The following is a 23,013-nucleotide window of genomic DNA, read 5'->3' on the forward strand; positions in this document are numbered from 1 at the left end:
TAGTTGCGGAGAAGGCGGTTTCGATGATGCCCCACGTTTTTGTTTACGGCACGCTGCGCCGCGGCGGGCGCAACGACATCGCGCGATATCGGCCCGCGCCGGTGTGGGTAGGTGAGGCGAGCATTTCCGGCACGCTGTATGACCTGGGCGCCTATCCGGGTGTCGTGCTGGGTGGGGTGGGGCGCGTGAAGGGCGAGGTCTATGTCGTCGAGCCCGCGGTCGAGGCAGCACTCGACGTGCTCGAGGAAGTGGCTGACGATGACTCAGGCGAGTACATCAAGCGGCAGGTGCGCGTGGATGTTGGCGGGCAGTGGCTCGATTGCCTGATCTACGAGATCCATCCGGCGCGCATCGTGGGCCGCCGCGTGATCGAAAGCGGCGATTGGATTGCGCATGCAGCACGAAGCGATGCCTCGTTTTCACAACCGAAAGATTGATTGCGCATTGCGAAACCGGCGGCTGCTGCGCCGCAATATTTTTTCTCAATATGAGAAAAATAATTTTGCATTGAGAAATATATCTGTAAGTGGTTGATTTTGTTGATTGAAAAATATGTCTTCTATAAGACATAAGAGTCTGCAGTCCGATTACAGTAACTCCACGGCCGCAGCGCCCAACCTTCAATCAACCTCACGGAGTGACCATGCCCCAGACCCTCACAGAACAACTCAGCCGCGAACAGCAGATTGCCGCCCTCGAAAAGGAATGGGCCACCGATCCGCGCTGGAAGGGCGTCAAGCGTGGCTACAGCGCGGCCGACGTGGTGCGCCTGCGCGGTTCGTTCCCCATCGAGCACACGCTGGCCAAGCGCGGCGCAGAGAAGCTCTGGGACAAGATCAACGGCGGCTCCAAGAAGGGCTACGTGAACGCGTTCGGCGCCATCTCCGCCGGTCAGGCGATGCAACAGGCCAAGGCTGGCCTGGAAGCCGTGTACCTGTCGGGGTGGCAAGTCGCCGCCGACGGCAACAGCTCCGAGACGATGTACCCCGACCAGTCGCTGTACGCCTACGACTCGGTGCCGACGATGGTCCGTCGCATCAACAACACTTTCCGCCGCGCCGATGAAATCCAGTGGGGCCGCGGTGTCAACCCGGGCGACAAGGAGTTCATCGACTACTTCCTGCCCATCGTGGCCGACGCGGAAGCCGGTTTCGGCGGCGTGCTCAACGCCTTCGAACTGATGAAGAACATGATCACGGCCGGCGCAGCTGGCGTGCACTTCGAAGACCAACTGGCTGCCGTGAAGAAGTGCGGCCACATGGGCGGCAAGGTGCTCGTGCCGACGCATGAAGCCTGCGAAAAGCTGATTGCCGCGCGCTTCGCAGCCGACGTGCTGGGTGTGTCGACCATCGTCCTGGCCCGCACCGACGCGGAAGCCGCGAACCTGATCACCTCCGATCACGACGCCAACGACAAGCCCTTCCTGACGGGCGAGCGCACGCAGGAAGGCTTCTACCGCGTGAAGAACGGCCTGGAGCAGGCCATCAGCCGCGGCGTGGCCTACGCGCCCTACGCAGACCTCGTGTGGTGCGAAACCGGCGTGCCGGACATCGGCTTTGCCCGCGAATTCGCACAAGCCGTGCACGCCGCCTGCCCCGGCAAGCTGCTGTCGTACAACTGCTCGCCTTCCTTCAACTGGAAGAAGAACCTCGACGACAAGCAGATCGCCTCGTTCCAGGAAGACCTGTCGGCCCTGGGCTACAAGTACCAGTTCATCACGCTGGCCGGCATCCACGTCAACTGGTTCAACACCTTCCAGTTCGCCCACGCCTACGCCCGCGGCGAAGGCATGAAGCACTACGTCAACATGGTGCAGGAACCCGAGTTCGCCGCGCGCGACAAGGGCTACACCTTCGTGTCGCACCAGCAGGAAGTGGGCGCCGGTTACTTCGACGACGTGACCACCGTGATCCAGGGCGGTTCGTCCAGCGTGAAGGCGCTGTCGGGCTCGACCGAGGAAGAGCAGTTCCACTGATCGGGTGATCGACCCTCGCGGGTCGGTCTTTCGATAGACAGATATTTCGCTGTCTCTTTCAGCCCGGCCGCGTGCCGGGCTTTTTTGCGTCCGTTGCGTGCTCAGGCTTCGAGGCGCACCTCGCGCACGCCGCGGCCCAGACGCTGGCGCAGCAGGGTGCGCAGCGTGACACCGTCGGCGTAGCCCACCATGCCGGCGATCTGCTCCAGGCTCTTGTCGCTGGTCTTGAGCAGGTGCACCGCGCGCTCCACGCGCAGGTCCTGCACGTAGGAGAGAGGGCTCTTGCCCAGCACCTGCTGCATGCGACGGGCCAGCGTGCGCTTGCTGGTGCCCGCGGCCTGTGCGGCCTCGTCGAGCGAGAAGCCGTCGGCCAGCCGGCCGCGCGCCCAGCGCTCGAAGCGCTCCACCAGCGGGTCGGAATGCGAGAGGTGGTCGGAGATCACGTAGGCCGACTGCGAAGGTCGCGAGTCGACGATCAGGTAGCGCGCGACCAGCGTGGCGAGTTCGGGGCTGGCCTGGCGCACGATCCACAGCGCCATGTCGACATGGCTCAGCGCCGCGCCGGCCGTGACCAGATTGCCGGAGCTGACCAGCATGCGTGAGTCTTCCAGTTGCACGGCAGGGTAGCGCTGGCGGAACAGCGTGGCCAGCCACCAGGTCGTGGTTGCCTTCTCGTGATCGAGCACGCCCGATTCCGCGAGCACGAAGGTGCCGATGCAGGCGGCGGCCAGATTGGCGCTTTTGCTTGCGCGTTCCTGCAATGCGGCGCAGGCGTCGCGCACGTCGGGGCGACACAAGGCGGGTTCCAGTGTTTCGGGCATTTTGCAGCCGAGCGCTGGAACGATCAGCCAATCCGCGGACCCGGCGTCGAGCGCGCGAGCCACCGGAACGGTGAGCCCCTGCGAGGTTCTCACCCGCTTGCGAACGCCCGTCACCGTGACTTCGAACGGCGCCACGTCGAGCTGCAGCATGGCCGCGAGTTCGTTGGCAGTGGTGAACACGTCGAGCACCGTGGACAGGCCGGTGTCGAACACGCCATCGAGAGCGAGTACATCGAGCTTCATGGCCATAACGATATCAAAGATGTCAAAAACGCCAATAGCTCCAGAGACAACGGCTGCCTAGAGTCCATACCAACGCCGCGCAATGTCGCGCGCCGTTCAACTCAGGAGATCACCCATGATCAAGTACGCACTGTTCGCTCGCCTCGAAGCCAAGCCGGGCAGGGAAGGCGATGTAGAGAGGTTCCTCGAAGCCGGCCTTGCGATGGCGCGCGACGAGAAGACCACGCCGATCTGGTTTGCGCTGCGCCTGTCGCCGAGCACCTTCGGCGTGTTCGACGCGTTCGAAGACGAAGCCGGTCGCCAGGCTCATTTGACCGGCCCGATCGCCCAGGCGCTGATGGCGAAAGCTCCCGAGCTGTTCGCCAAGCCGCCGTCTATCGAGCCCATTGAAGTGCTGGGACTCAAGAATGCGGCGCCCGCGTCCTGAACGGGCAGCGGCTAGAATTGCGGACTCTGCACTCAACAAGAGCGAGAAAGGCACCTTGGTTATGACACCGCGAACTACTCCGCAAGGATTCAGCGGCTTTTTCTTCACTGAAGGAAAAGGCCGGTAGCCCCGCGCTCGCTGGTTTCTGCCAGCTTCACAACCAAGCAAAGCGCGGCATCCACCGCGCTTTTTTGTTTTTCTCCCCCGAGGTTTTCTTCAAATGATCCAGATCACGCTCCCCGACAACTCGCGCCGCGAGTTCCCCGGCCCGGTTTCGGTGGCCGAAGTCGCCCAGTCCATCGGTCCCGGCCTGGCCAAGATGACGGTGGCCGGCAAGGTCGACGGCAGGCTCGTCGATGCCAGCGACGTCATCGACCATGACGCCAAGCTGCAGATCATCACGCCCAAGGACGACGAAGGCCTGGAAATCATCCGCCATTCGACGGCCCACCTGGTCGGCCATGCGGTGAAGCAGCTCTATCCGACGGCCAAGATGGTGATCGGGCCCGTGATCGACGAAGGCTTCTACTACGACATCTCGTACGAGCGCCCGTTCACGCCCGAGGACATGGCCGCCATCGAGGCGCGCATGCGCGAGCTGATCGCGCAGGACTACGACGTGATCAAGAAGATGACGCCGCGCGCCGAAGTCATCGAAGTCTTCAAGTCGCGCGGCGAGGACTACAAGCTGCGCCTCGTCGAGGACATGCCCGACGAGCAGGCCATGGGCCTGTACTACCATCAGGAATACGTCGACATGTGCCGCGGCCCGCACGTGCCGAACACGCGTTTCCTGAAGGTCTTCAAGCTCACGAAGCTGGCTGGCGCCTACTGGCGCGGCGACGCCAAGAACGAGCAATTGCAGCGCATCTACGGCACGGCCTGGGCCGACAAGAAGCAGCTCGACCAGTACATCCAGCGCATCGAGGAAGCCGAGAAGCGCGACCACCGCAAGCTCGGCAAGGAGCTTGACCTGTTCCACATCGACGAAGTGGCGCCGGGCGTGGTGTTCTGGCACCCCAAGGGCTGGGCCGTGTGGCAGGCCGTCGAGCAGTACATGCGCGGTATCTACCGCGACACGGGCTATTGGGAAGTGAAGGGCCCGCAGATCCTCGACAAGAGCCTGTGGGAGAAAACGGGCCACTGGCAGAACTATCGCGACAACATGTTCACGACGGAGTCGGAGAAGCGCGAATATGCGCTCAAGCCGATGAACTGCCCGGGCCACGTGCTGATCTTCAAGAGCGACCTGCGCAGCTACCGCGACCTGCCGCTGCGCTACGGCGAGTTCGGCCAGTGCCACCGCAACGAACCCAGCGGTGCGCTGCACGGCATCATGCGCGTGCGAGGCTTCACGCAGGACGACGGGCACATCTTCTGCACGGAGGACCAGATCCTCGACGAGTGCATCGCGTACACGGAGCAGCTGCAGAAGGTCTACGCCGACTTCGGCTTCACGGACATCCTCTACAAGGTCGCCACGCGGCCCGAGAACCGCGTCGGCTCCGACGAGCTGTGGGACAAGGCCGAGCACGCGGTGATGGAATCGCTGCGTCGCTCGGGCGTCGACTTCGTCATCGCACCGGGCGATGGCGCCTTCTACGGCCCCAAGATCGAATACACGCTGCGCGATGCCATCGGCCGCCAGTGGCAGTGCGGCACGATGCAGGTCGACTTCAACACGGCCGAGCGCCTGGGCGGCGAATACGTGACGGAATCGAGCGGCCGCGCGCACCCTGTGATGCTGCACCGCGCGATCGTCGGCAGCCTCGAGCGCTTCATCGGCATGCTGATCGAACACCACTCGGGCGCGCTGCCTGCATGGCTCGCTCCGGTGCAGGTGGCGGTGCTCAATATCAGCGAAGGACAGGCCGATTACGCTGCGCAAGTTGCGAAAGCGCTGCAAAATCAAGGGCTTAGGGTTCAGCTTGACCTGCACAACGAGAAGATTACGTATAAAATACGGAAGCATTCGTTGCAAAAGCTCCCTTATATTGTTGTCGTAGGCGACAAGGAAAAGGAAGCAGGTGCCGTCGCAGTGCGCGCCCGGGGCAATCAAGACCTCGGTGCAATGTCCCTCGAATCGTTCGTGCAACGGCTCGTCCAGGATATTGCCGACAAGCGTTGATTTGTCTTCGGAACACCCCATATGTTTCAAAGCCAAATCATGCCGTTTGTCCGCGAGGACTGACCGGTGTTCGCTACAGATTTTGTAGCAAATTTTGAAGGATTCTGACCATCGCTACTGCATTCCGCGACCGCCGCCACCGCGAGGAACGCCAACACCGCCTGAACCGGGAAATCATGGCCCCGGAAGTCCGCCTGATCGGCCCGGATAACGAGCAATTGGGTGTCGTGAGTCTTGCCGAGGCTCTGCGCCTTGCCGGTGAGCAGGACGTGGACCTGGTGGAGGTCGTTGCGGCGGCCAACCCGCCCGTGTGCCGCCTGATCGAGTACGGCAAGTTCAAGTACCACGAGCAGAAGAAGGCAGCCGAGGCGAAGTCGAAGCAGAAGGTCATTGAGGTCAAGGAAATCAAGTTCCGGCCCGGTACCGACGATGGCGACTACAACATCAAGATGCGCAACATCAAGCGCTTTCTTGATGAGGGCGACAAATGCAAGATCACGCTGCGCTTCCGCGGCCGCGAGATCACGCACCAGGAGCTCGGTCTGGCTTTGCTGCAGCGTATTCGCGACGAACTGGGTGACCTGATCATGGTCGAGCAGTTTCCGAAGCTCGAAGGCCGGCAGATGATCATGATGATCGCGCCGGGTCGCAAGAAGGCTGGTGGCGCTGCGCCGAAGCCGGCTGCAGATGCCGCTGCCGCGCCGACAGCGTCGCCCGCAACAGCCTGAGCGTCAGGGTTGCAGTAGAGAAGAGAAGGTTCGAAGGGATTTCGCCCTTGCCAGCGCCTCGCAAGAGATGCCGGCAGGGGCGGGATAAAGAAGTGTCTCGGGGCCAACAAGTCCGTGGAGCATCCATGGCGCCTCACGAGCACAAACTAAAGGAGCATTCACATGCCCAAAATGAAGACCAAGAGCAGCGCGAAAAAACGTTTCCGCGTTCGTCCCGGTGGCACCGTCAAGCGCGGTCAAGCCTTCAAGCGTCACATCTTGACGAAGAAGACCACCAAGAACAAGCGTCACCTGCGTGGTGCAGTCGCAGTGCATGAGACCAACATGGTTTCTGTCGCCGCCATGCTGCCCGGCCGTGGCATTTAACTCAGACGAACAAGGAGTACACACATGCCTCGCGTCAAACGTGGTGTAACGGCTCGCGCCCGCCACAAGAAAGTTCTCGCACTCGCCAAGGGTTTCCGCGGTCGCCGCGGCAATGTCTTCCGCGTCGCCAAACAGGCGGTGATGAAGGCAGGCCAATACGCCTACCGTGACCGCCGTACCAAGAAGCGCGTGTTCCGTCAGCTGTGGATCGCGCGTATCAACGCCGCCTCGCGTGAACTGGGCCTGACCTACAGCCAGTTCGCCAACGGCATCCGCAAGGCCGGTATCGAGATCGACCGCAAGATGCTTGCGGACATCGCCGTGCACGACAAGGCCGCTTTTGCCGGCATCGTGGAGCAGGTCAAGGCCAAGCTGGCTGCTTGATTCTGCACAGCAGGGATGCTGCCTCCGGGCAGCTTCCTGCGCCCACGGCTCAAGGGCTGGCGCTTGAAAAGGCTCCAGCTCTTTTTTATTTCCCCTCGAAGATTTTTGTTGCTATGAACGAGTTGGACTCCCTGGTCGACACCGCACGCGCCGCCTTCGCCGAAGCGAAAACGCCCGCCGAGCTCGAAAACGCCAAGGCCCAGTTCCTCGGCAAGTCGGGCCGCATCACCGAGTTGATGAAGGGCATGGCCGCGCTGAGTGTCGAAGAGAAGAAGTCCCGCGGCGCAGCGATCAATGTCGCCAAGCAGGCCATCGAGGCCGCACTGACCGACCGCCGCCAGCAACTGGCCGACGAAGAACTCTCGCTGCAACTGCGCGCCGAAGCGCTCGACGTGAGCCTGCCAGGCCGTCGCCGCATTCCCGGCGGACTGCACCCCGTGAGCCGTACCCTGGAGCGCATCGAGGAGATCTTCTCCAGCATGGGCTTCGACGTGGCCGACGGCCCCGAAGTCGAGAGCGACTGGCACAGCTTCACCTCGCTCAACAATCCGCCGAACCATCCGGCGCGTTCGATGCAGGACACCTTCTACGTCGACATCAACGGCGACGACGGCATCCCCTACAACCTGCGTCCGCACACCAGCCCGATGCAGGTGCGCTATGCGCATCAGCACATCAAGAAGTACGCCGCCGAGTTCGCAGCCGCTGCGGCCGACACTACCGGCACCGTGAAGGCGCCCGAGATCCGCGTGATCGCCCCGGGCCGTACCTACCGCGTCGACAGCGACGCCACCCACTCGCCCATGTTCCACCAGTGCGAAGGCCTGTGGCTCGGCGAGAACGTGAGCTTCAAGGACCTGAAGGTCGTCTTCACCGACTTCTGCCGCACCTTCTTCGAGCGCGACGACCTCGTGCTGCGCTTCCGCCCGAGCTTCTTCCCGTTCACCGAACCGAGCGCCGAGATCGACATCCAGTTCGCGAGCGGGCCGCTGGCCGGCCGCTGGCTCGAGGTGTCGGGTTCGGGCCAGGTGCATCCGAACGTGGTGCGCAACATGGGCCTCGATCCCGAGCGCTACATCGGCTTCGCTTTCGGCATGGGCCCTGATCGGCTCACGATGCTGCGCTACGGTGTGAACGACCTGCGCCTCTTCTTCGACGGCGACCTGCGTTTTCTCTCGCAGTTCCAGTAAGCACCCCTCCATAGAAAAACCAGATCGAGATCGAAGAGATGCAATTCCCGGAATCCTGGCTGCGCGAGTTCTGCAACCCGCCCCTCGACAGCGCCGCACTGGCCGAAACGCTCACCATGGGCGGCTTCGAGGTCGAAGAGCGCCGACCGGTGGCGCCGCCTTTCACGCGCATCGTGGTCGGCGAAATCAAGGAAGCCGAGCAGCACCCGAATGCCGATCGCCTGCGCGTGTGCCAGGTCGACGCGGGGCAGGGCGGCTTGCTCAATATCGTGTGCGGCGCGCCCAATGCGCGCGTTGGCATCAAGGTGCCTTGCGCACTCGTCGGCGCCGAACTGCCGCCGGGTGAAGACGGCAAGCCCTTCCTCATCAAGCTCGGCAAGCTGCGCGGCGTCGAGAGCCAGGGCATGCTGTGCTCGGCGCGCGAACTGGGTCTGAACGAAGACCACGGCGGCCTGCTCGAGCTCGATGCCGACGCGCCCATCGGCGCCGACGTGCGCGACGTGCTCAAGCTCGACGACGCGCTGCTCACGCTCAAGCTCACCCCCAACCTGGCGCACGGCCTCAGCGTCTACGGCGTGGCGCGCGAGCTCGCCGCGCTCACCGGCGCGCCGCTCAAGACCCCTGCCATCGCGCCGGTGGTGACGTCGTTCGCCGACGTGTTGCCGGTCAAGGTCGAGGCTCCCGAACTCTGCGGCCGCTTCTCGGGTCGCATCGTGCGCGGCGTCGACACCAAGGTCGTCACACCGGCATGGATGGTCGAGCGCCTTGCGCGCTGCGGCCAACGCAGTGTGACGCCGCTGGTCGACATCTCGAACTACGTGATGTTCGAATACGGCCAGCCCAGCCACATCTTCGATCTCGACAAGATCCACGGCGGCCTCACGGTGCGCTGGGGCAAGGCGGGCGAACAGCTCAAGCTGCTCAACGGCACGACCATCACCGTCGACGAGAAGGTCGGCGTGATTGCCGACGAGCGCGAAGTCGAATCGCTCGCCGGCATCATGGGCGGCGACGCCACCTCGGTGACCGACGACACGCGCAACATCTATGTCGAAGCCGCTTTCTGGTGGCCCGAGGCGGTGCAGGGCCGTTCGCGCCGCTTCAACTTCTCGACCGATGCGGGTCACCGCTACGAGCGCGGCGTCGATCCGAGCCGCACTGTGCAGATCATCGAGCGCATCACGCAGCTGATCGTCGAGATCTGCGGCGGCGAGGCCGGCAGGATGGACGACCAGACGCTGAGCGTGCCCGAGGCCGTGCCCGTCACGCTGCGCGTCGAGCGTGCGGCGCGCGTGATCGGCATGCCGCTGACGCAGGCGCAATGCGCCGACGCGCTGAATCGCCTCGGTTTCGCGATCACCGAAGGCGAGGGCACGTTGACCGTGACCCCGCCGCCGCATCGCTTCGACCTGCTGATCGAAGAAGACCTGATCGAGGAAGTCGCGCGCCTGATCGGCTTCAACAACCTGCCGACCACCGCGCCGCTCGCCCCCATCACCGCCCGCGTGCGGCCCGAGGCGCAGCGCAGCCGGTTCGCGGTGCGCCGCAGCGTCGCAGCGCTGGGCTATCAGGAAACGATCAACTTCAGTTTCGTCGAAGCGCATTGGGAGCAAGACCTCGCAGGCAATGCCAACCCGATCAAGCTGCTGAACCCCATCGCCAGCCAGATGAGCGTGATGCGCTCGTCGCTGCTGGGCTCGCTGCTGCAGGTGCTCAAGTTCAACCTCGACCGCAAGGCGCCTCGCGTGCGTGTGTTCGAAGTGGGCCGTGTGTTCATGCGCGACGACAGCGTTGCCACCACCGACAGCACCGTGCGCGGCGTGAACCAGCCGATGCGCGTGGCGGGCCTCGCCTGGGGCGACGCCGACGAGTCGCGCTGGGACGGCAAGCCGCAGCGCGTCGACTTCTACGACGTCAAGGGCGACGTCGAAGCACTGCTCGCGCCGCTGGTGCCCAGCTTCGAGGTGGCCGAGCATCCGGCCCTGCACCCGGGCCGTTCGGCGCGTGTGCTGGTTGGCGGCAAGGCCATCGGCTTCGTCGGCGAACTGCATCCGCGCTGGCGCCAGAAGTGGGACTTCGCCCAAGCGCCCGTGTTGTTCGAACTCGACCTCGACGCCGTCACGGCGCGCCCCGTGCCGGTTGCTCAGCCAGTGCCCAAGCATCAGGCCGTGGAGCGTGACCTTGCCGTGGTGGTGGCTGAAGCCGTCACGCACGATGCACTGGTGCAGGCCATCCGCGCGACGACAGCTGCGCAGGGACTGCTGCGCGACGTGACGCTGTTCGACATCTATCGCCCGCAGCCGCTGCGCGATGGTGCCGTGGCTGCGCCGGGCGCGTTGGCGCAAGGCGAGAAGAGCATGGCGGTTCGCCTCAGTTTCCAGAGCGACAACGCCACCCTGACGGACGAGCAGGTCGAGCCCGCAGTCCGTGCAATCGTCGAACAACTGGACGCCAAGCTCGGCGGCCGCTTGAGGGGATGATGAGAATGAACGCTGCCGAATTCACGCTCGAGGCTCTCGAAACGCCTGCGCTCACCAAGGCGCATCTGGCCGACCTGCTGTTCGAGCAGATCGGCCTGAACAAGCGCGAGTCCAAGGACATGGTCGAGGCGTTCTTCGAGCTCGTGGCCAGCAGTCTCATCGAAGGCACGGACGTGAAGATCTCGGGCTTCGGCAACTTCCAGATCCGCGTGAAGGCGCCCCGGCCGGGCCGCAACCCGCGCACTGGCGAGGCCATCCCGATCGGCGAGCGCCGCGTGGCCACGTTCCACGCGAGTGCGAAGCTCAAGGAGCAGATTCATGGAAGCATCGACCAGAACGGCGCATCTGAAGTCGAGTGGAGCCTGGGCGCCGAATAGTGCTTGGTGCTGCGCGCCTGCGTAGAGTAATCTCTCAGGTTTCCCGCGCACAGTCTTGATTTCAATGGAGAAAACGCTCCCTCCGATTCCCGTCAAACGCTACTTCACCATTGGTGAGGTCGGCGAACTGTGCGGCGTCAAGCCGCACGTGCTGCGTTATTGGGAGCAGGAGTTCACGCAGCTGCGGCCCATGAAGCGGCGCGGCAACCGCCGCTACTACCAGCACCACGAGGTGCTCATGATCCGCCGCATACGCGATCTGCTCTATGACCAGGGCTTCACGATCAGCGGTGCGCGCAACAAGCTTCAGGAGCTCGTGCAAGGTGAACGCGACCGTCGCAAGGCGGGCGAGGTGCCGCTCGACGGCATGGAGGCCATCGAGATCGACCAGGAAGAATTCGATGCCGCCGTGGTGCAGGATTCGCCCTCGTCGTCTGCCACGCAGACGGTCGACCTGTCGCAGTTGTTGCACCTGCGGCGCGAACTCTTTGAAATTCGTGAGCTGCTGACTCTCGGACGCTGAATTTCAACCGCTATAATCGAGAGCTTCGGTGTGTGGCGCAGCCTGGTAGCGCACTTGCATGGGGTGCAAGGGGTCGAAGGTTCGAATCCTTTCACACCGACCAAAATCAGTAGATAGAACGACGGGTTATGCTCACAAGGCGTAACCCGTTTTTCTTTGATAGAGCCAACCAGAAATAGACGGCATCAGTCCAGAGTAATGTTGGACTGCCGACCAACTTCTGGTGCTGCGACTAAAGCGGCTTCTTGGGACCTTCCTTCGGCCAAACCAACTCCTTGCCGGCGTATCCGATTGCGCACAAGGTCGCAACCACGGCAGTCGCGTGGAAGCTCGCTCTGCTTGCCCTGATCACATAGCCTCTGACTCCTCTGGCGCCGGGGTAGTACTGGGGAAGGCTTCGGTGCGCGACTTTGTGCGGCCTGACCGGATCTTCCTCGGATATGAAGATGGCGTTGGGTCGATTCGCAGGACCAACGAAGACTTTGCCCACGACGACACGGTTCTTGTTCTGGAAAAACAAGGGCTTATTCGTGAAATAGTCTTCCCAGACGTCAGCAACCAGCGATGTCTCGACTGACAAGGTGGGCTTGGTGAAGTCGTGATTGCCCAACCAGCCGAAAAAGTAGCCCAGCAGGTCGTACTGGCCTCGTTGAAGTCGTGGAGCAATGCCGTGCCAGAGCGCGTTGTCGGTCAGCGGGTGTCCCATTCGCACGTTCGCCACGGAATTGGAAAGTCCCAAGGCCAATGAATTCCCGTATGCCAGCTGCCTGGTTTGTGGCAGTCCTGCTGCTTGAGCCGCGACGACCGCCAGCACCTTTGCCAGCGCACTGACCCATTGCGCCCAGATCACGAAGAGCCGTGGGGTAACTATCACGTCGACCCAACTCGTCAGATAGAGCGTGCCGATCCGGTCGACGAATCGTCCAAGGGTTATCTGCTTGTTCAGGTACTCGCAAACACACTGCTGGATCACATGGTCGGCCACATGATGCGCCCGCATGGTGTTCTGGCCGGGGACCGAGACCCCCGTCTTTGACGTCGTGCCAGTGTGAGGCACACCAGCCAGATACCTCTGCTCGACCAACCCCAGCGGGTTATAGCCGCCCAGAGGGTACATGGCTCGTTGCAGCCAGGAGGTCGATCGGTCGACGAACAGCGTCGTACTTTGTTGAAAGTCGTTCCTGCCCCTGACTTCGAAGCGTGGAGGCGGGCCTGGATTGAAGACGATCGGCATGGCTTTGCATTGCCACCTCTTATGTCGCCCGACTGGCTTGTGTGGCCTCCTCTTGCGTAAATGTAAGTTTGCGTCACACAAGATGCAAGTCGGGCCGTCTATCGCTTGCGTGGTGGCGAATGACGGTGCAGCCAAAAAAAAGCTCGCACAAAGGCGAGCTGAAGGACCCCGTTCTTGCGCGTGGGGTCGGAGGGAGGAGCCCGCCGGAGGGAGGCGGGCAAACCGATGATCGCGACCAATCTGGGAGACATTGAGGATGAGGGGTGCGCCGGATATCCCCTGATGGCAATCTTGAAGTATTGCTAATGCAAAGGAACTAGTTCCTTGGGGCGCTGCGGGTTCGAGGCCTATCCTCAGCCCCAACATGAACGTCACACAGCAACAACTACAACTCCTCGTCAACCTGCCCGATGGCTGGTCGAGCCGCATCGATATCAAGCAGACCACCAGCGGCCGCTATGCGGGCGTTGCCGAGTTGAGCCTTCGTGGGCTCAGGCGGGGAGTGGTCGTATTCATGCAGCAGCCCACGCTGGAGGCTGCATTGCAGCGGGTGCGGCTCCGGGCCAGTCAGTTCGCGAGAGAGCGGCTCTCCTTGCCGGGTGCCAAGTCGTAGATGCTGCTCTTGCAGGTTGGGCTTTTCTATCCCGCACATGAGGATTCCCAACCCACGAACACCCCGCCGCGCGGCACCATTGAGCTTCACTGAAGGAGAACAACGCCATGAAGGCATTCAGGAAGTTCGTCGGCGGCGCCATTTCTATCGCCGGGGCCGTGGTGCTTGTAGCGCAGCACCTGTAAGGGGCACCAAGGGCGATCAGCCGAAGGTGAACACGTAGGCCTGCGCGCCCGCGTCGAGAAATTCGATTTCGAACAGGCGGTCTTTTTCGTTCGCCGTCTGGCGCACCAGTTGGTACAGCCGCTGTCCATCGATGGTGCCATTGCCTTGCGCATCGGTATCGGTGCCGTGGTCTGCCAGCGGTGGCTTGCCGTCGATCAGAACCTTGAAGCGCACGGGCTTGCCATCGGCCGACGGGCCGAGCACCAGATGCAGGTCGCGTGCATGAAAGCGATAGGCGATGCGCCCATTGGCCCGCACCAGCACCGCGCGTTCGCTTTCCACCGACCATTCGCCGCTCAGTGCCCACTGGTTGGCGCGCAGTGATGAAGCCGCGGGATAGACCCGCGCACGATCCTTCGCGATGCCACCAGGCGAGGCGAAGCTCTGCGCGCGCTCGTAGCCCAGGTAGGTCTCGCCCGACAGGGCCGGCGACGCAGCCGCCGCAGCCTGCGTACCCTGGCCTTCCGGCGAGACCGTGTCGGCCGGCACAACCGGCCGCCCGGCTTCCGCCAGCAACTGCTGGATGACCTGCTCCGACTTCGCGTACTGCCCCTCGCCGAACTGGTGATGCCTGATGCGCCCCTGCGCATCGACGACATAGAACGCCGGCCAGTACTGGTTGCCAAAAGAGCGCCAGATCGCGTAGTTGCTGTCGACGGCCACCGGGAAGCCAATGCCCAGGTCCTTCGTTGCGCGGCGCACGTTGGCAGGCTGCTTCTCGAACGCGAACTCCGGCGCATGCACGCCGACCACCACCAGCCCCGCGTCCTTGTACTTCTCTGCCCATGCGCGAACGTAGGGCAGGGTGCGCAGGCAGTTGATGCACGAGTAGGTCCAGAAGTCGACCAGCACGACCTTGCCGCGCAGGCCCTCGGGCGTCAGCGGCGCGGAGTTGAGCCACTCGGTGGCGCCGGCCAGCGAAGGAAAGCCACCTTCGTCGGGCAGTGCCAATGCGGGCTTCTTCGGCTCCGGTTGCGTCGACGTCAGCATCAGGCCGCCCGGGTCGATGGAAGCCTTCGGTTGCGGCGATGGCATGGGCATGTCGATCTTCTCCACCAGTGCTTTCTCCAACGCCGAAGTTGTGCCGACAGAGAGGCGGCTGAGCAGCCCGGTGTCCAGCCCCAGCGCAATAGCGCCGACGCCCACAAGAACGGCCACGCCGGCCACGCGCCGCATCCATTCACCGGTGCGCAGCGACCCCTTCATCGCCGAGAACAGTCGACCGCCAAAGAGCAGTGCAGCCGCCAGCGAGGTGCACGCACCGGCCGCATAGGCCAGCAGCAACAACGAAGTGCCGATGCTCGCGCCGTTGAGCGCGGCGCCAGTCAGGATCAGCCCGAGGATCGGCCCCGCGCACGGCGCCCACAGCAGCCCCGTGCCAACCCCCAGCAACAGCGGCGAGAACACCGACGCCTTCTTCTCTGAAGCGGGCCCCGACAACCGCAAGCCAAGCGCCACCAGCGGACGGCTCAGCCGGTCGGCCACCGATGGAAACAGCAGCGTCACGCCGAACACCGCCAGCAGCGCAATCGCCGCATAGCGCCCGTATTCGTTGAGCGCCACGACCCAACCACCGCCCACAGCCGCCAGCGTGGCGATGGCCGAGAACGCCAGCGCCATGCCCAGCAGCATGGGCATGCCATGCGAGCGGAACGGCCGATCGGCGCGCGCGAACACGAACGGGAGCACGGGCAGGATGCACGGACTCAGGATGGTGAGCACACCACCCAGGTAGGCAACGATGAGGAGGAGCATGGTCGGGGTCTGGTCAATGGGGGGATGAGGGCGCGGCTCAGTTCGGCGGCGTGGCGCGCGTGCTCATGGTCAGCCGGGCTTCGAGCCCGCCTTCGGGGCGGTTGCGCAGCACCAGCTCCGCGCCCATCGCCATCGCCAGTTGGTGAGCGATGGCCAAGCCCAGCCCGGTGCCGCCGGTATTGCGATTGCGCGAGCCTTCCACGCGGTAGAAGGGCTTGAGCACGTTCTCCAGCTGGTCGGGAGGAATACCCGGTCCGTTGTCGACCACGGCCAGCACCAGCCGGTCGGCCTCGGCATGCACCTGCAGGCGCACGTCAGTGCCGAACTTCAGCGCGTTGTCGATCAGGTTCGTCAAGATCCGCCGCAGCGCATTCGGCCGAGTCACGATGGGCTTGCCCGTGCGGCCTTCGAGCAGCACCTGTTCGCCCGAGTCCTCGTAGTCGGCCACCATGCTCTCGAACAGCGCGTCGGCGTCGATGCGGCAAGGCGGCTCGGTGGCGCCGTGCAGCGTGCGCGCGTAGGTCACGCCTTCGCGCACCAGGGCGTGCATCGCATCGAGGTCCTGGCGGAACTTGTCGCGGTCCTGGTCGCTGTCCATCAGGTCGGTGCGCAGTCGCATGCGGGTGATGGGCGTCTGCAGGTCGTGCGAGATGGCCGCGAGGATTTCCACGCGCTCGGCCATGTAGCCCGCAATGCGCTTCTGCATTGCATTGAATGCGCGCGCCGCGTGCTTCACCTCGGTCGGGCCTTCTTCGGGCAACTGCTGTCCCTTCAGGTCTGGCCCCAGTTCGTCGGCTGCGTCGGCCAGCTGCGCCAGCGGTCGCGTGACCAGCCTCACCGCATACCAGGCGCACACGGCCAGCACCAGCAGCTGTATCCACAACAGCCACATCACCCAACTCGACACCGGCATGTCCACGCGCCGCGCATGCACAACCACGGAAGACCCGTCCGACAGCCGCACCTGGATCTGCAAGCTTTGCGGTGGGCTGCCCACCTGGCCGACCTTGACGATCTCGAATGGGCGCATCGCATCGACGATGGCGGCGGCGAACTGTTGCGACATCGGCGTGTCGGGCGGCGTGCCCTGTGCGCTGCCGCCCAGCACGAAGCGGTAGTTGCGCCGCTCCAGCCGCGCGAGCCAGCTTTCGCGCTCGGCGGCCGGCAGCCGGTCGAGGATGGCGACCGAGCTCGCGATGTCGCGCTCGATGCCGATCATCATCAGCTCTCGCATCGCGATGCCGCGTTCGTAGCGGATCGCCGTGAAGGTCAGCAGCTGTGCAATGGCCAGCCCGATGACGATGATCAGCGTCACGCGCGAGAACAGCGAGCGGGGCAGCAGCCGGCGCAGGCCTGCGGGGTTGACCGGGGCGAGGGGTGCGGGGAGGCTTGCGGATGTAGGCATGGGCTGGTTTATAGACCCGGGCTCGCGCCGCAGATCACTTCTTTGTATTGCAGTGTGTTGGGCGGCAAACGGGACATACAACATTACCTGCCGGGGCTCAGATGCCGTCGCAGCTTCGGCTTTGTATGGCCGTGTATCCGGCGCAGCCCGTACACACGGCCATACAAGAACACCCCTGGCATGACACATGCCGCATACATCCCGCGCATTCAATCGTTCCGTCGCCAACACAAACGAAGGAACACCCCATGTCCGAAGAACCCGTCAACCGTCAACGCCGTTTCCTGCTGGGAGGCGCCGCCGCCAGCCTCGCCGCCGTCGAGCTGGCATTCATGAGCAGCACCGTCCACGCGGCCGATGCCGTGCCCGCTGCCAAGCCGCGCAAGCTGGAGCCCATCCGCCAGATCAAGGCCGGTGAGCTCGATGTCGGCTACTACGAGGCCGGCCCTGCCGACGGTATTCCGGTGCTGCTGATGCACGGCTACCCCTACGACATCCACAGCTATGCCGAAGTCGCGCCGCTGCTCGCGGCCCGTGGCTGCCGAGTCATCGTGCCGCACCTGCGCGGCCACGGCACCACGCGCTTTCTCGACAGCGCCAACCCCCGCTCCGCGCAGCAGGCGGCGGTGGCGCTCGACCAGATCGCGCTGCTCGACGCCCTGAAGATCGACCGCGCCGTCATCGTCGGCTACGACTGGGGCGCGCGTACCGGCTGCATCATCGCGGCGCTCTGGCCCGAGCGCTGCATCGGGCTGCTCTCGGTCAACGGCTACATCATGACCAACCGCCCCGGCAACAAGCTGCCGCTGCCTGCGAAGGTCGAGCTGGGCTGGTGGTACCAGTACTACTTCGCCACCGAGCGCGGCCGCCTCGGGCTGGAAGCGAACCGGCGCGACATCGCGCGCATCCTGTGGACCACGAATTCGCCGAAGTGGGCATACGACGACGCCACCTTCGAGCGCACCGCCGCGTCGTTCGACAACCCTGACTATGTGCAGATCGTCATCCACAACTACCGCTGGCGCCTCGGTCTTGCGGACGGCTTCGCGCAGTACGAGGAATACGAGAAGCGCCTGGCCGCGTTTCCGACGATCAAGGTGCCGGCGATCACGATGGACGGCGACTCCGACGGTGTCGTGCCGGCCACTGACGGCAAGGCCTACGCTGCCAAGTTCACCGGGCCGCGCACGCACCTGGTCGTGAACGCGGGCCACAACGTGCCGCAGGAGACGCCGCAGGTGTTTGCCGATGCGGTGTGGAAGCTTGCGTCGGCAACGTAGTGTGGCCGTCCGGGGCGCCGGATACACAGGAATACAAACCCGCTTGTCCCGGCCCGCAGCCGGGCTACATTGCGGCTTCCGACGTACCGGCCACCCGCATGACGACCTCGAAGACCTCCGACCACATCCTCATCGTCGACGACGACCGGGAAATCCGCGAACTGCTCACCACGTACCTGGTCAAGAACGGCCTGCGCGTGGTCGCGGTGCCCACGGGGCGGCACATGCGCGCGGCGCTGGAGGAGTCGGGGCCGTTCGATCTCATCATCCTCGACCTGATGCTGCCGGGCGAAGACGGGCTCACGCTGTGCCGTGACCTTCGCACGGGCAAGTACAAGGCCACGCCGATCCTCATGCTCACTGCGCGCAGCGAGGAGGCAGACCGCATCCTCGGTCTGGAGATGGGCGCCGACGACTATCTGGCCAAGCCGTTTTCCGCCCGCGAACTGCTGGCGCGCATGCGCTCGGTGCTGCGCCGCACGCGCATGCTGCCGCCGAACATGCGCTCGACCGAGTCGGCTTCGAAGCTGGGGTTCGGCGAGTGGCAGGTAGACACCACTGCGCGCCACCTGATCGACGACAGCGGGGTGATGGTGGCTCTCAGCGGTGCGGAGTACCGGCTGCTGCGCGTATTTCTCGACCACCCGCAGAAGGTGCTGAGCCGCGACCAACTGCTGAGTCTCACGCAGGGGCGCGAGGCCGAGCTTTTCGAGCGCTCGATCGACCTGCTCGTGAGCCGGCTGCGTCAGCGTCTACGAGACGATGCGCGCGAGCCGCGCTTCATCAAGACGGTGCGCAGTGAGGGCTACGTTTTTTCTTCGACTGTCGAGGCGTTGGACTGAATCGTGCTGTGATGCACTGGCAGCTCACCGGGTTGCGTATCTCGTGCGTGATGCCGCCTGCCAAGAAGAGGAGGGCGAACCAGAGCTTCTTCATTCTGTTGTTCCAGCGTTTGTTGTGTTTGTGTGTTCGTGTTCGGGGTGAGTGCGAATGACACCGGGTGCTCCCCTCCGCGAATGTCCCCCGTCGGCGTGATCGCGCCCTGAACAAAGTTCTCAAGATCCCACCGGCGCAGGCTCAGCCAGCAGCGCCTGGATCTTCTTTTCCGTAGTGCCATAGCTGCCTTCGCCAAAGTGCGAATAGACGATCTTTCCCTGCTTGTCGATCAGGTACACCGCAGGCCAATATTGGTTCCTGAAGGCCTTCCAGGTGCCGTAGCTGTTGTCTTGCGCCACCGCGTGCCTGATCTGCAGCCGCTGGATCGCGTCCTTCACGTTCTTCGTCGATTTCTCGTACGCGAACTCCGGCGTGTGCACGCCGACGACGATCAGGCCTTTGTCCTTGTACTTCTCGTTCCAGTCCTTCACGTAAGGCAGGTGGTTGAGGCAGTTGATGCAGGTGTAGGTCCAGAAGTCGACCAGCACGACCTTGCCGCGCAGCTCACTGAGCTTCAGCGGCTGCGAGTTGAGCCAGGTGTCGATGTTCTGGAATTCAGGCGCTGGCACCGCCTCGGCGGCCGGAACGTCGCCGCCGAGCGGCGATGGTGCGGCAAAGGTCAGCGTGAGGGCCGCCGCCGAGGCCGCGATGGCGACGGCGAAGAAGAGGGTGGAAGAGCGAAAGCGCATGGTGGTTCCTTCGGAAGAGTGACGGGCGTTCGTCTGTGAACGGAGCCGATTCTTCGTTGGGCCGCTCTGCCGTGGCGCGAAACGCGTATGCCTCTGTATCCGCGGGGGGAAACCCACACACTACGTTTCACGCACACCCAGTCGAGTGCAGGATCAATCGACCCTGATGTTGCGTGCCTTCACCAGCGCGCTCACTCTTCCCGTCTCGTCCTGCACGAACTTCGCGAAGGCCTCGGGCGTGGTGCCGGCCGGCTCCAGGCCGAGCTGCAGCAGCTTCTGGCGCACCGTCGGGTCGTTGACCGCAGCCTGCACCGCCTTGCCGAGTTTCTGCACGATGTCGGCCGGCGTTCCCTTGGGCAGGAACACGCCGTTCCACTCGACCACGTTGTAGCCCGGCAGGCCCGACTCCGCGAGCGTCGGCGTGTCGGGCAGCCCCGGCACGCGCTTGATGGAGCTCACGCCCAGCGCGCGCAGCTTGCCGCCCTTGACGTAGCCCAGCGTCGACGCCACGTTGCCGAAATAGGCCGACACCTGCTCGCCCATCACGTCAGTAAGTGCGGGCGCGCCGCCCTTGTAGGGCACGTGCATCAGGTTGATCTTCGCCTGCTCGTTCAGCGCCTCGCCCGCCAAGTGCGAGCCGGTGCCGCCGCCCGCCGACGCAAAGCTCAGCTTGCCCGGGTTCTTGCGCGCGAAGTCGATGAACTCCGCGACGGTCTTGTACGGTGCGCTCGTCGGCACGACGAGGATCTGCGGCGCGGTGGCGACCAGCGACACGGGAATGAAGTCTTTCGCCGCGTCGAAGGGCAGCTTGCGCAGCGACGGATTCACCGAGAACGCCGATGCGTCGTAGAGCACGGTGTAGCCGTCGCCGGCCGCCTTGGCCACGTTGTCGGCGCCAATCACGCCACCCGCGCCCGGCTTGTTGTCGATGACGATCTGCTGGCCCAGCGCAGCGCTCATCTGCTGCGCGACGATTCGCGCGGTGTTGTCGGCGCCGCCGCCCGCGGCGTACGGCACCACCATGCGGATCGGCTTGTCGGGCCAGGCGGCCCAGCCCAGCAGGGGAGCGGCGCAGGCGGCCAGCGCTACGACGGATTTCAGAAGGCGCTTCTGTGGTTGCTTCATGCCAATGTCTCGGAGTTTGCTTGTAGTTCAGGAAAAGTCGTAGAGCCGCGCCGGGTTGTCGACCAGCACGCGGCGGCGCGCGGCCTCGTCGGGAACCCACTGGCCCAGCAGGTCGAACAGCTGTGCGTCGTCAGGCTTGGCGGTGCGCTCGGTCGGGTGGGGCCAGTCGCTGCCCCACACCACGCGGTCGGGTGCCTGCTGCGCCCAGGCTTGTGCGATGCCGGTCGTGTCGGCGTAGCCGCCTGCCGCGCCCACCTGCGAATCGAGGTAGGCGCCTGACAGCTTGATCCAGGTGCGGCCGTTGTCGAGCAGCCGGCGCACGACGTCGTATGCGGGGTGCGCCAGCGCATCGGGCAGTGGCAGGCGGGCAAGGTGATCGAAGACGATCGTGCAGGGTAGGCGCGCGAGCAGCGCCGCATGCTCGACGATCTGGTCGGCGTTCCAGTGCAATTGCACATGCCAGCCGAACGCATGCACGCGCTGCGCCAGCGGCTCGACCATGGCGAAGTCCGTCGCCGCATTCGCCGGTGTGTACAGCGTGAACCGGATGCCGCGGATGCCGCCCGCGTGCAGGCGTTCGAGTTCGGCATCGCTCACCTCGGGCCGTACCACCGCCACGCCGCGCGTGTGCTCGGCGCCAAGCGCTTGAATGGCGGCCAGCGTCACGCTGTTGTCCGTGCCGTGGGCGCGCGGCTGAACGACCACCGTGCGCTGTGTGCCGATGCGTTGCTGCAGCAGGCGGTAGTCGGCGGCCGTGGCGTGGTCGAGCATGGCATCGGGCGGCCCGTGCAGCGCGAAGCGTCGGTCGTACACATGCATGTGCGCGTCGCATGCACCCTCAGGCGCTGTGCTGGTGGGCTTGTTCGTGCCGCTGCTGTGGGGCACCACGATATCGGTGGGCATGTCCTATTCGTCCAAGCGCTGCGCGGCCAGCACGCCTGCTGTGTGTTGCCCCAGCGTCGGCGCGGCAAAGGGCTCAGGCCCAGGCGTACGGCCGAATCGCACCGGCCGGGTGAAGCCGCGGTACGAGCCGAGCGTGGGGTGCGCGAAGTTCGCCACCATGTCCTCGGCCAGCACCTGTTCGTTGTCGAACATGTCTTCCACGGTGCGTGCTGCCGCGCAGGGCACTTCCTCGCCGAACAGTTCTTCCCATTCGAGTGCGGTGCGCGCGGCCAGCGCGGCGCGCAGCTTCGGAACGATCTCGGCGGCGTGCTGGGCGCGCTTGCGCACCGAGTCGTAGCGCTCGTCGGTCGCCAGTTCCGGCAGGTCGACCTTGGCGCACAGCGCCTGCCAGAAGTGCGGCGTGTTGGCCGAGATGTAGATGTGCCCCTCGCGCGTGGGGTGGAGGCCGGTGATGCCGCCCGAGCGCATGTCGCGCCCCACGTCTTTCGGCTCGCCCTCGGCCCACACCATGCGCGCCGACTGCATCGTGAGCGCGGAGCGCAGCAGCGAAACGCCGACGAACTGGCCTTCGCCGCTTTTCTCCCGCTCGTACAGCGCAGAGGCCACGCCGGCAGCCACCAGCGCGGCCGCGTAGTAGTCGACCACCGAGCCGTAGATGATCTCGGGCGGCTCGCCGCGCTTGCCCTGCAGCGCGCACATGCCGGTCATGGTCTGCAGCACCTGGTCGTAGCCCGCCTTCTCGCGCAGCGGCCCGGTCTCGCCATAGCCGGTGACGGCGCAGTAGATCAGGCGCGGGTTCACCGTCTTCAGCTGGTCGTACGCAATGCCCAGCCGCGGCGGCACGCTGGGGCGGAAGTTGTGCACCAGCACGTCGGCCGTGCGCACCAGCGCCATCAGCGCGGCGAGGTCCTGCGGGCTCTTGAGGTCGAGCACCACGCCCAGCTTGCTGCGGTTGACGCCGATGAACGCACGGCTTTCGGCTTCCAGCGTCGATGGGTACTTGCGCAGGTTGTCGCCCGTGGGCGGCTCGATCTTGATGACTTCCGCGCCCTGGTCGGCCAGCAGCGAGCAACCGTAGGGGCCCGCGATGTAGGCGCTCAGGTCGAGCACACGAAGGCCGCTCAACGGCCCGACGGGGCCCTGGCGCGCGGGCAGGTGCTTGTCGTCGCCAGCGTTGTCGGGGGCGGTAGTGCTCATGGGTTCTTC

Annotated in this window: 22 protein-coding genes and 1 tRNA gene; 15 read left to right on the forward strand and 8 right to left on the reverse strand. The window is 64.5% G+C overall.

Going from position 1 to position 23,013, the window contains the following annotated elements; translation table 11 throughout:
* The first annotated feature begins 23 nt into the window (after window positions 1-23).
* Together BLW48_RS16710 and aceA are read left to right on the forward strand one after the other, a co-directional pair.
* Window positions 24-437, forward strand: coding sequence for a gamma-glutamylcyclotransferase family protein (locus BLW48_RS16710; RefSeq protein ID WP_093176440.1), 414 nt, complete (start codon window positions 24-26; stop codon window positions 435-437).
* Window positions 438-643: 206 nt separating this feature from the next.
* Entirely contained in the window at window positions 644-1,975 is a 1,332-nt protein-coding gene (gene aceA / locus BLW48_RS16715) for an isocitrate lyase (RefSeq protein ID WP_093053080.1), read from the forward strand.
* Between the two features lie 101 nt (window positions 1,976-2,076).
* Here the strand turns inward: aceA and BLW48_RS16720 are convergent, their stop codons facing one another.
* Window positions 2,077-3,039 (reverse strand): GlxA family transcriptional regulator, encoded by a 963-nt coding sequence (locus tag BLW48_RS16720; RefSeq protein WP_093176813.1) that lies wholly within the window; start codon window positions 3,037-3,039, stop codon window positions 2,077-2,079.
* A 115-nt stretch (window positions 3,040-3,154) separates the two neighbouring features.
* On the opposite strand from BLW48_RS16720, the gene BLW48_RS16725 reads away from it, so the two are divergent.
* From BLW48_RS16725 to BLW48_RS16770, 10 genes are all read left to right on the forward strand, one after another.
* Window positions 3,155-3,466, forward strand: coding sequence for a putative quinol monooxygenase (locus BLW48_RS16725; protein WP_093176442.1), 312 nt, complete (start codon window positions 3,155-3,157; stop codon window positions 3,464-3,466).
* Between the two features lie 220 nt (window positions 3,467-3,686).
* Window positions 3,687-5,594, forward strand: coding sequence for a threonine--tRNA ligase (gene thrS, locus BLW48_RS16730; protein ID WP_093081667.1), 1,908 nt, complete (start codon window positions 3,687-3,689; stop codon window positions 5,592-5,594).
* Window positions 5,595-5,695: 101 nt separating this feature from the next.
* Window positions 5,696-6,322, forward strand: coding sequence for a translation initiation factor IF-3 (infC, locus tag BLW48_RS16735; protein ID WP_093053072.1), 627 nt, complete (start codon window positions 5,696-5,698; stop codon window positions 6,320-6,322).
* A gap of 162 nt (window positions 6,323-6,484) precedes the next feature.
* Entirely contained in the window at window positions 6,485-6,688 is a 204-nt protein-coding gene (rpmI, locus tag BLW48_RS16740) for a 50S ribosomal protein L35 (RefSeq protein ID WP_007832497.1), read from the forward strand.
* A gap of 24 nt (window positions 6,689-6,712) precedes the next feature.
* Window positions 6,713-7,072 (forward strand): 50S ribosomal protein L20, encoded by a 360-nt coding sequence (rplT, locus tag BLW48_RS16745; RefSeq protein ID WP_007832499.1) that lies wholly within the window; start codon window positions 6,713-6,715, stop codon window positions 7,070-7,072.
* A 113-nt stretch (window positions 7,073-7,185) separates the two neighbouring features.
* The gene (pheS, locus tag BLW48_RS16750) at window positions 7,186-8,262 is read left to right on the forward strand and encodes a phenylalanine--tRNA ligase subunit alpha (RefSeq protein ID WP_093053069.1); all 1,077 of its coding nucleotides are present in this window, start codon (window positions 7,186-7,188) and stop codon (window positions 8,260-8,262) included.
* A gap of 38 nt (window positions 8,263-8,300) precedes the next feature.
* The gene (pheT, locus tag BLW48_RS16755) at window positions 8,301-10,742 is read left to right on the forward strand and encodes a phenylalanine--tRNA ligase subunit beta (RefSeq protein WP_093176445.1); all 2,442 of its coding nucleotides are present in this window, start codon (window positions 8,301-8,303) and stop codon (window positions 10,740-10,742) included.
* Window positions 10,743-10,747: 5 nt separating this feature from the next.
* Window positions 10,748-11,119 carry an integration host factor subunit alpha gene (locus tag BLW48_RS16760; protein WP_093176447.1) on the forward strand — a complete coding sequence of 124 codons (372 nt, stop codon included), beginning with the start codon at window positions 10,748-10,750 and terminating at the stop codon, window positions 11,117-11,119.
* Between the two features lie 64 nt (window positions 11,120-11,183).
* On the forward strand, window positions 11,184-11,642 hold the full coding sequence (locus BLW48_RS16765; RefSeq protein WP_093053060.1) for a MerR family transcriptional regulator: 459 nt from the start codon (window positions 11,184-11,186) through the stop codon (window positions 11,640-11,642).
* 26 nt (window positions 11,643-11,668) lie between these two features.
* A tRNA-Pro gene (locus tag BLW48_RS16770) sits at window positions 11,669-11,745 on the forward strand.
* A 129-nt stretch (window positions 11,746-11,874) separates the two neighbouring features.
* Here BLW48_RS16770 and BLW48_RS16775 read toward each other — a convergent pair.
* Window positions 11,875-12,876, reverse strand: a complete 1,002-nt coding sequence (locus tag BLW48_RS16775) for a hypothetical protein (RefSeq protein ID WP_093176449.1) — start codon at window positions 12,874-12,876, stop codon at window positions 11,875-11,877.
* 364 nt (window positions 12,877-13,240) lie between these two features.
* Between BLW48_RS16775 and BLW48_RS16780 the strand changes: the two genes are divergently transcribed.
* Window positions 13,241-13,489 carry a hypothetical protein gene (locus tag BLW48_RS16780; protein ID WP_093176451.1) on the forward strand — a complete coding sequence of 83 codons (249 nt, stop codon included), beginning with the start codon at window positions 13,241-13,243 and terminating at the stop codon, window positions 13,487-13,489.
* A 201-nt stretch (window positions 13,490-13,690) separates the two neighbouring features.
* On the opposite strand, the gene BLW48_RS16785 is transcribed toward BLW48_RS16780, so the two are convergent.
* Both BLW48_RS16785 and BLW48_RS16790 read right to left on the reverse strand, forming a co-directional pair.
* Window positions 13,691-15,469: a cytochrome c biogenesis protein DipZ gene (locus BLW48_RS16785; protein ID WP_093176454.1), complete on the reverse strand. Its 1,779-nt coding sequence runs from the start codon at window positions 15,467-15,469 to the stop codon at window positions 13,691-13,693.
* 37 nt (window positions 15,470-15,506) lie between these two features.
* Window positions 15,507-16,874: an ATP-binding protein gene (locus BLW48_RS16790; protein ID WP_093176457.1), complete on the reverse strand. Its 1,368-nt coding sequence runs from the start codon at window positions 16,872-16,874 to the stop codon at window positions 15,507-15,509.
* 248 nt (window positions 16,875-17,122) lie between these two features.
* Here BLW48_RS16790 and BLW48_RS16795 point away from each other — a divergent pair, with 248 nt between their 5' ends.
* Window positions 17,123-18,154 (forward strand): alpha/beta fold hydrolase, encoded by a 1,032-nt coding sequence (locus BLW48_RS16795; RefSeq protein ID WP_093176459.1) that lies wholly within the window; start codon window positions 17,123-17,125, stop codon window positions 18,152-18,154.
* 98 nt (window positions 18,155-18,252) lie between these two features.
* On the forward strand, window positions 18,253-18,996 hold the full coding sequence (locus tag BLW48_RS16800; protein ID WP_093052769.1) for a response regulator: 744 nt from the start codon (window positions 18,253-18,255) through the stop codon (window positions 18,994-18,996).
* Window positions 18,997-19,209: 213 nt separating this feature from the next.
* Here BLW48_RS16800 and BLW48_RS16805 read toward each other — a convergent pair whose 3' ends face one another.
* The 4 genes from BLW48_RS16805 to BLW48_RS16820 form a co-directional block, all read right to left on the reverse strand.
* Window positions 19,210-19,779, reverse strand: a complete 570-nt coding sequence (locus tag BLW48_RS16805) for a thioredoxin family protein (protein ID WP_093081647.1) — start codon at window positions 19,777-19,779, stop codon at window positions 19,210-19,212.
* 153 nt (window positions 19,780-19,932) lie between these two features.
* Window positions 19,933-20,904, reverse strand: a complete 972-nt coding sequence (locus BLW48_RS16810; protein WP_093176461.1) for a tripartite tricarboxylate transporter substrate binding protein — start codon at window positions 20,902-20,904, stop codon at window positions 19,933-19,935.
* 27 nt (window positions 20,905-20,931) lie between these two features.
* Window positions 20,932-21,807, reverse strand: a complete 876-nt coding sequence (locus BLW48_RS16815; protein WP_177142345.1) for an amidohydrolase family protein — start codon at window positions 21,805-21,807, stop codon at window positions 20,932-20,934.
* Between the two features lie 3 nt (window positions 21,808-21,810).
* On the reverse strand, window positions 21,811-23,004 hold the full coding sequence (locus BLW48_RS16820) for a CoA transferase (RefSeq protein WP_093176462.1): 1,194 nt from the start codon (window positions 23,002-23,004) through the stop codon (window positions 21,811-21,813).
* Window positions 23,005-23,013 lie beyond the last annotated feature (9 nt).

Origin of the sequence: Variovorax sp. YR266, assembly GCF_900107295.1 — a bacterium.
In the GTDB taxonomy this organism is placed as follows: Bacteria; Pseudomonadota; Gammaproteobacteria; order Burkholderiales; family Burkholderiaceae_C; genus Variovorax.

What these genes read in the sequence shown, in the direction of transcription:
- BLW48_RS16795 (WP_093176459.1), top strand. Translation starts at nt 17,123, where the DNA reads ATGTCCGAAGAACCCGTCAACCGTCAACGCCGTTTCCTGCTGGGAGGC.
- rpmI (WP_007832497.1), top strand. Translation starts at nt 6,485, where the DNA reads ATGCCCAAAATGAAGACCAAGAGCAGCGCGAAAAAACGTTTCCGCGTT.
- BLW48_RS16800 (WP_093052769.1), top strand. Translation starts at nt 18,253, where the DNA reads ATGACGACCTCGAAGACCTCCGACCACATCCTCATCGTCGACGACGAC.
- BLW48_RS16780 (WP_093176451.1), top strand. Translation starts at nt 13,241, where the DNA reads ATGAACGTCACACAGCAACAACTACAACTCCTCGTCAACCTGCCCGAT.
- BLW48_RS16725 (WP_093176442.1), top strand. Translation starts at nt 3,155, where the DNA reads ATGATCAAGTACGCACTGTTCGCTCGCCTCGAAGCCAAGCCGGGCAGG.
- BLW48_RS16765 (WP_093053060.1), top strand. Translation starts at nt 11,184, where the DNA reads ATGGAGAAAACGCTCCCTCCGATTCCCGTCAAACGCTACTTCACCATT.
- BLW48_RS16790 (WP_093176457.1), bottom strand. Translation starts at nt 16,874, where the DNA reads ATGCCTACATCCGCAAGCCTCCCCGCACCCCTCGCCCCGGTCAACCCC.
- BLW48_RS16820 (WP_093176462.1), bottom strand. Translation starts at nt 23,004, where the DNA reads ATGAGCACTACCGCCCCCGACAACGCTGGCGACGACAAGCACCTGCCC.
- BLW48_RS16805 (WP_093081647.1), bottom strand. Translation starts at nt 19,779, where the DNA reads ATGCGCTTTCGCTCTTCCACCCTCTTCTTCGCCGTCGCCATCGCGGCC.
- BLW48_RS16710 (WP_093176440.1), top strand. Translation starts at nt 24, where the DNA reads ATGATGCCCCACGTTTTTGTTTACGGCACGCTGCGCCGCGGCGGGCGC.
- pheT (WP_093176445.1), top strand. Translation starts at nt 8,301, where the DNA reads ATGCAATTCCCGGAATCCTGGCTGCGCGAGTTCTGCAACCCGCCCCTC.
- BLW48_RS16785 (WP_093176454.1), bottom strand. Translation starts at nt 15,469, where the DNA reads ATGCTCCTCCTCATCGTTGCCTACCTGGGTGGTGTGCTCACCATCCTG.
- rplT (WP_007832499.1), top strand. Translation starts at nt 6,713, where the DNA reads ATGCCTCGCGTCAAACGTGGTGTAACGGCTCGCGCCCGCCACAAGAAA.
- pheS (WP_093053069.1), top strand. Translation starts at nt 7,186, where the DNA reads ATGAACGAGTTGGACTCCCTGGTCGACACCGCACGCGCCGCCTTCGCC.
- BLW48_RS16720 (WP_093176813.1), bottom strand. Translation starts at nt 3,039, where the DNA reads ATGAAGCTCGATGTACTCGCTCTCGATGGCGTGTTCGACACCGGCCTG.
- BLW48_RS16760 (WP_093176447.1), top strand. Translation starts at nt 10,748, where the DNA reads ATGAACGCTGCCGAATTCACGCTCGAGGCTCTCGAAACGCCTGCGCTC.
- thrS (WP_093081667.1), top strand. Translation starts at nt 3,687, where the DNA reads ATGATCCAGATCACGCTCCCCGACAACTCGCGCCGCGAGTTCCCCGGC.
- BLW48_RS16775 (WP_093176449.1), bottom strand. Translation starts at nt 12,876, where the DNA reads ATGCCGATCGTCTTCAATCCAGGCCCGCCTCCACGCTTCGAAGTCAGG.
- aceA (WP_093053080.1), top strand. Translation starts at nt 644, where the DNA reads ATGCCCCAGACCCTCACAGAACAACTCAGCCGCGAACAGCAGATTGCC.
- BLW48_RS16815 (WP_177142345.1), bottom strand. Translation starts at nt 21,807, where the DNA reads ATGCCCACCGATATCGTGGTGCCCCACAGCAGCGGCACGAACAAGCCC.
- BLW48_RS16810 (WP_093176461.1), bottom strand. Translation starts at nt 20,904, where the DNA reads ATGAAGCAACCACAGAAGCGCCTTCTGAAATCCGTCGTAGCGCTGGCC.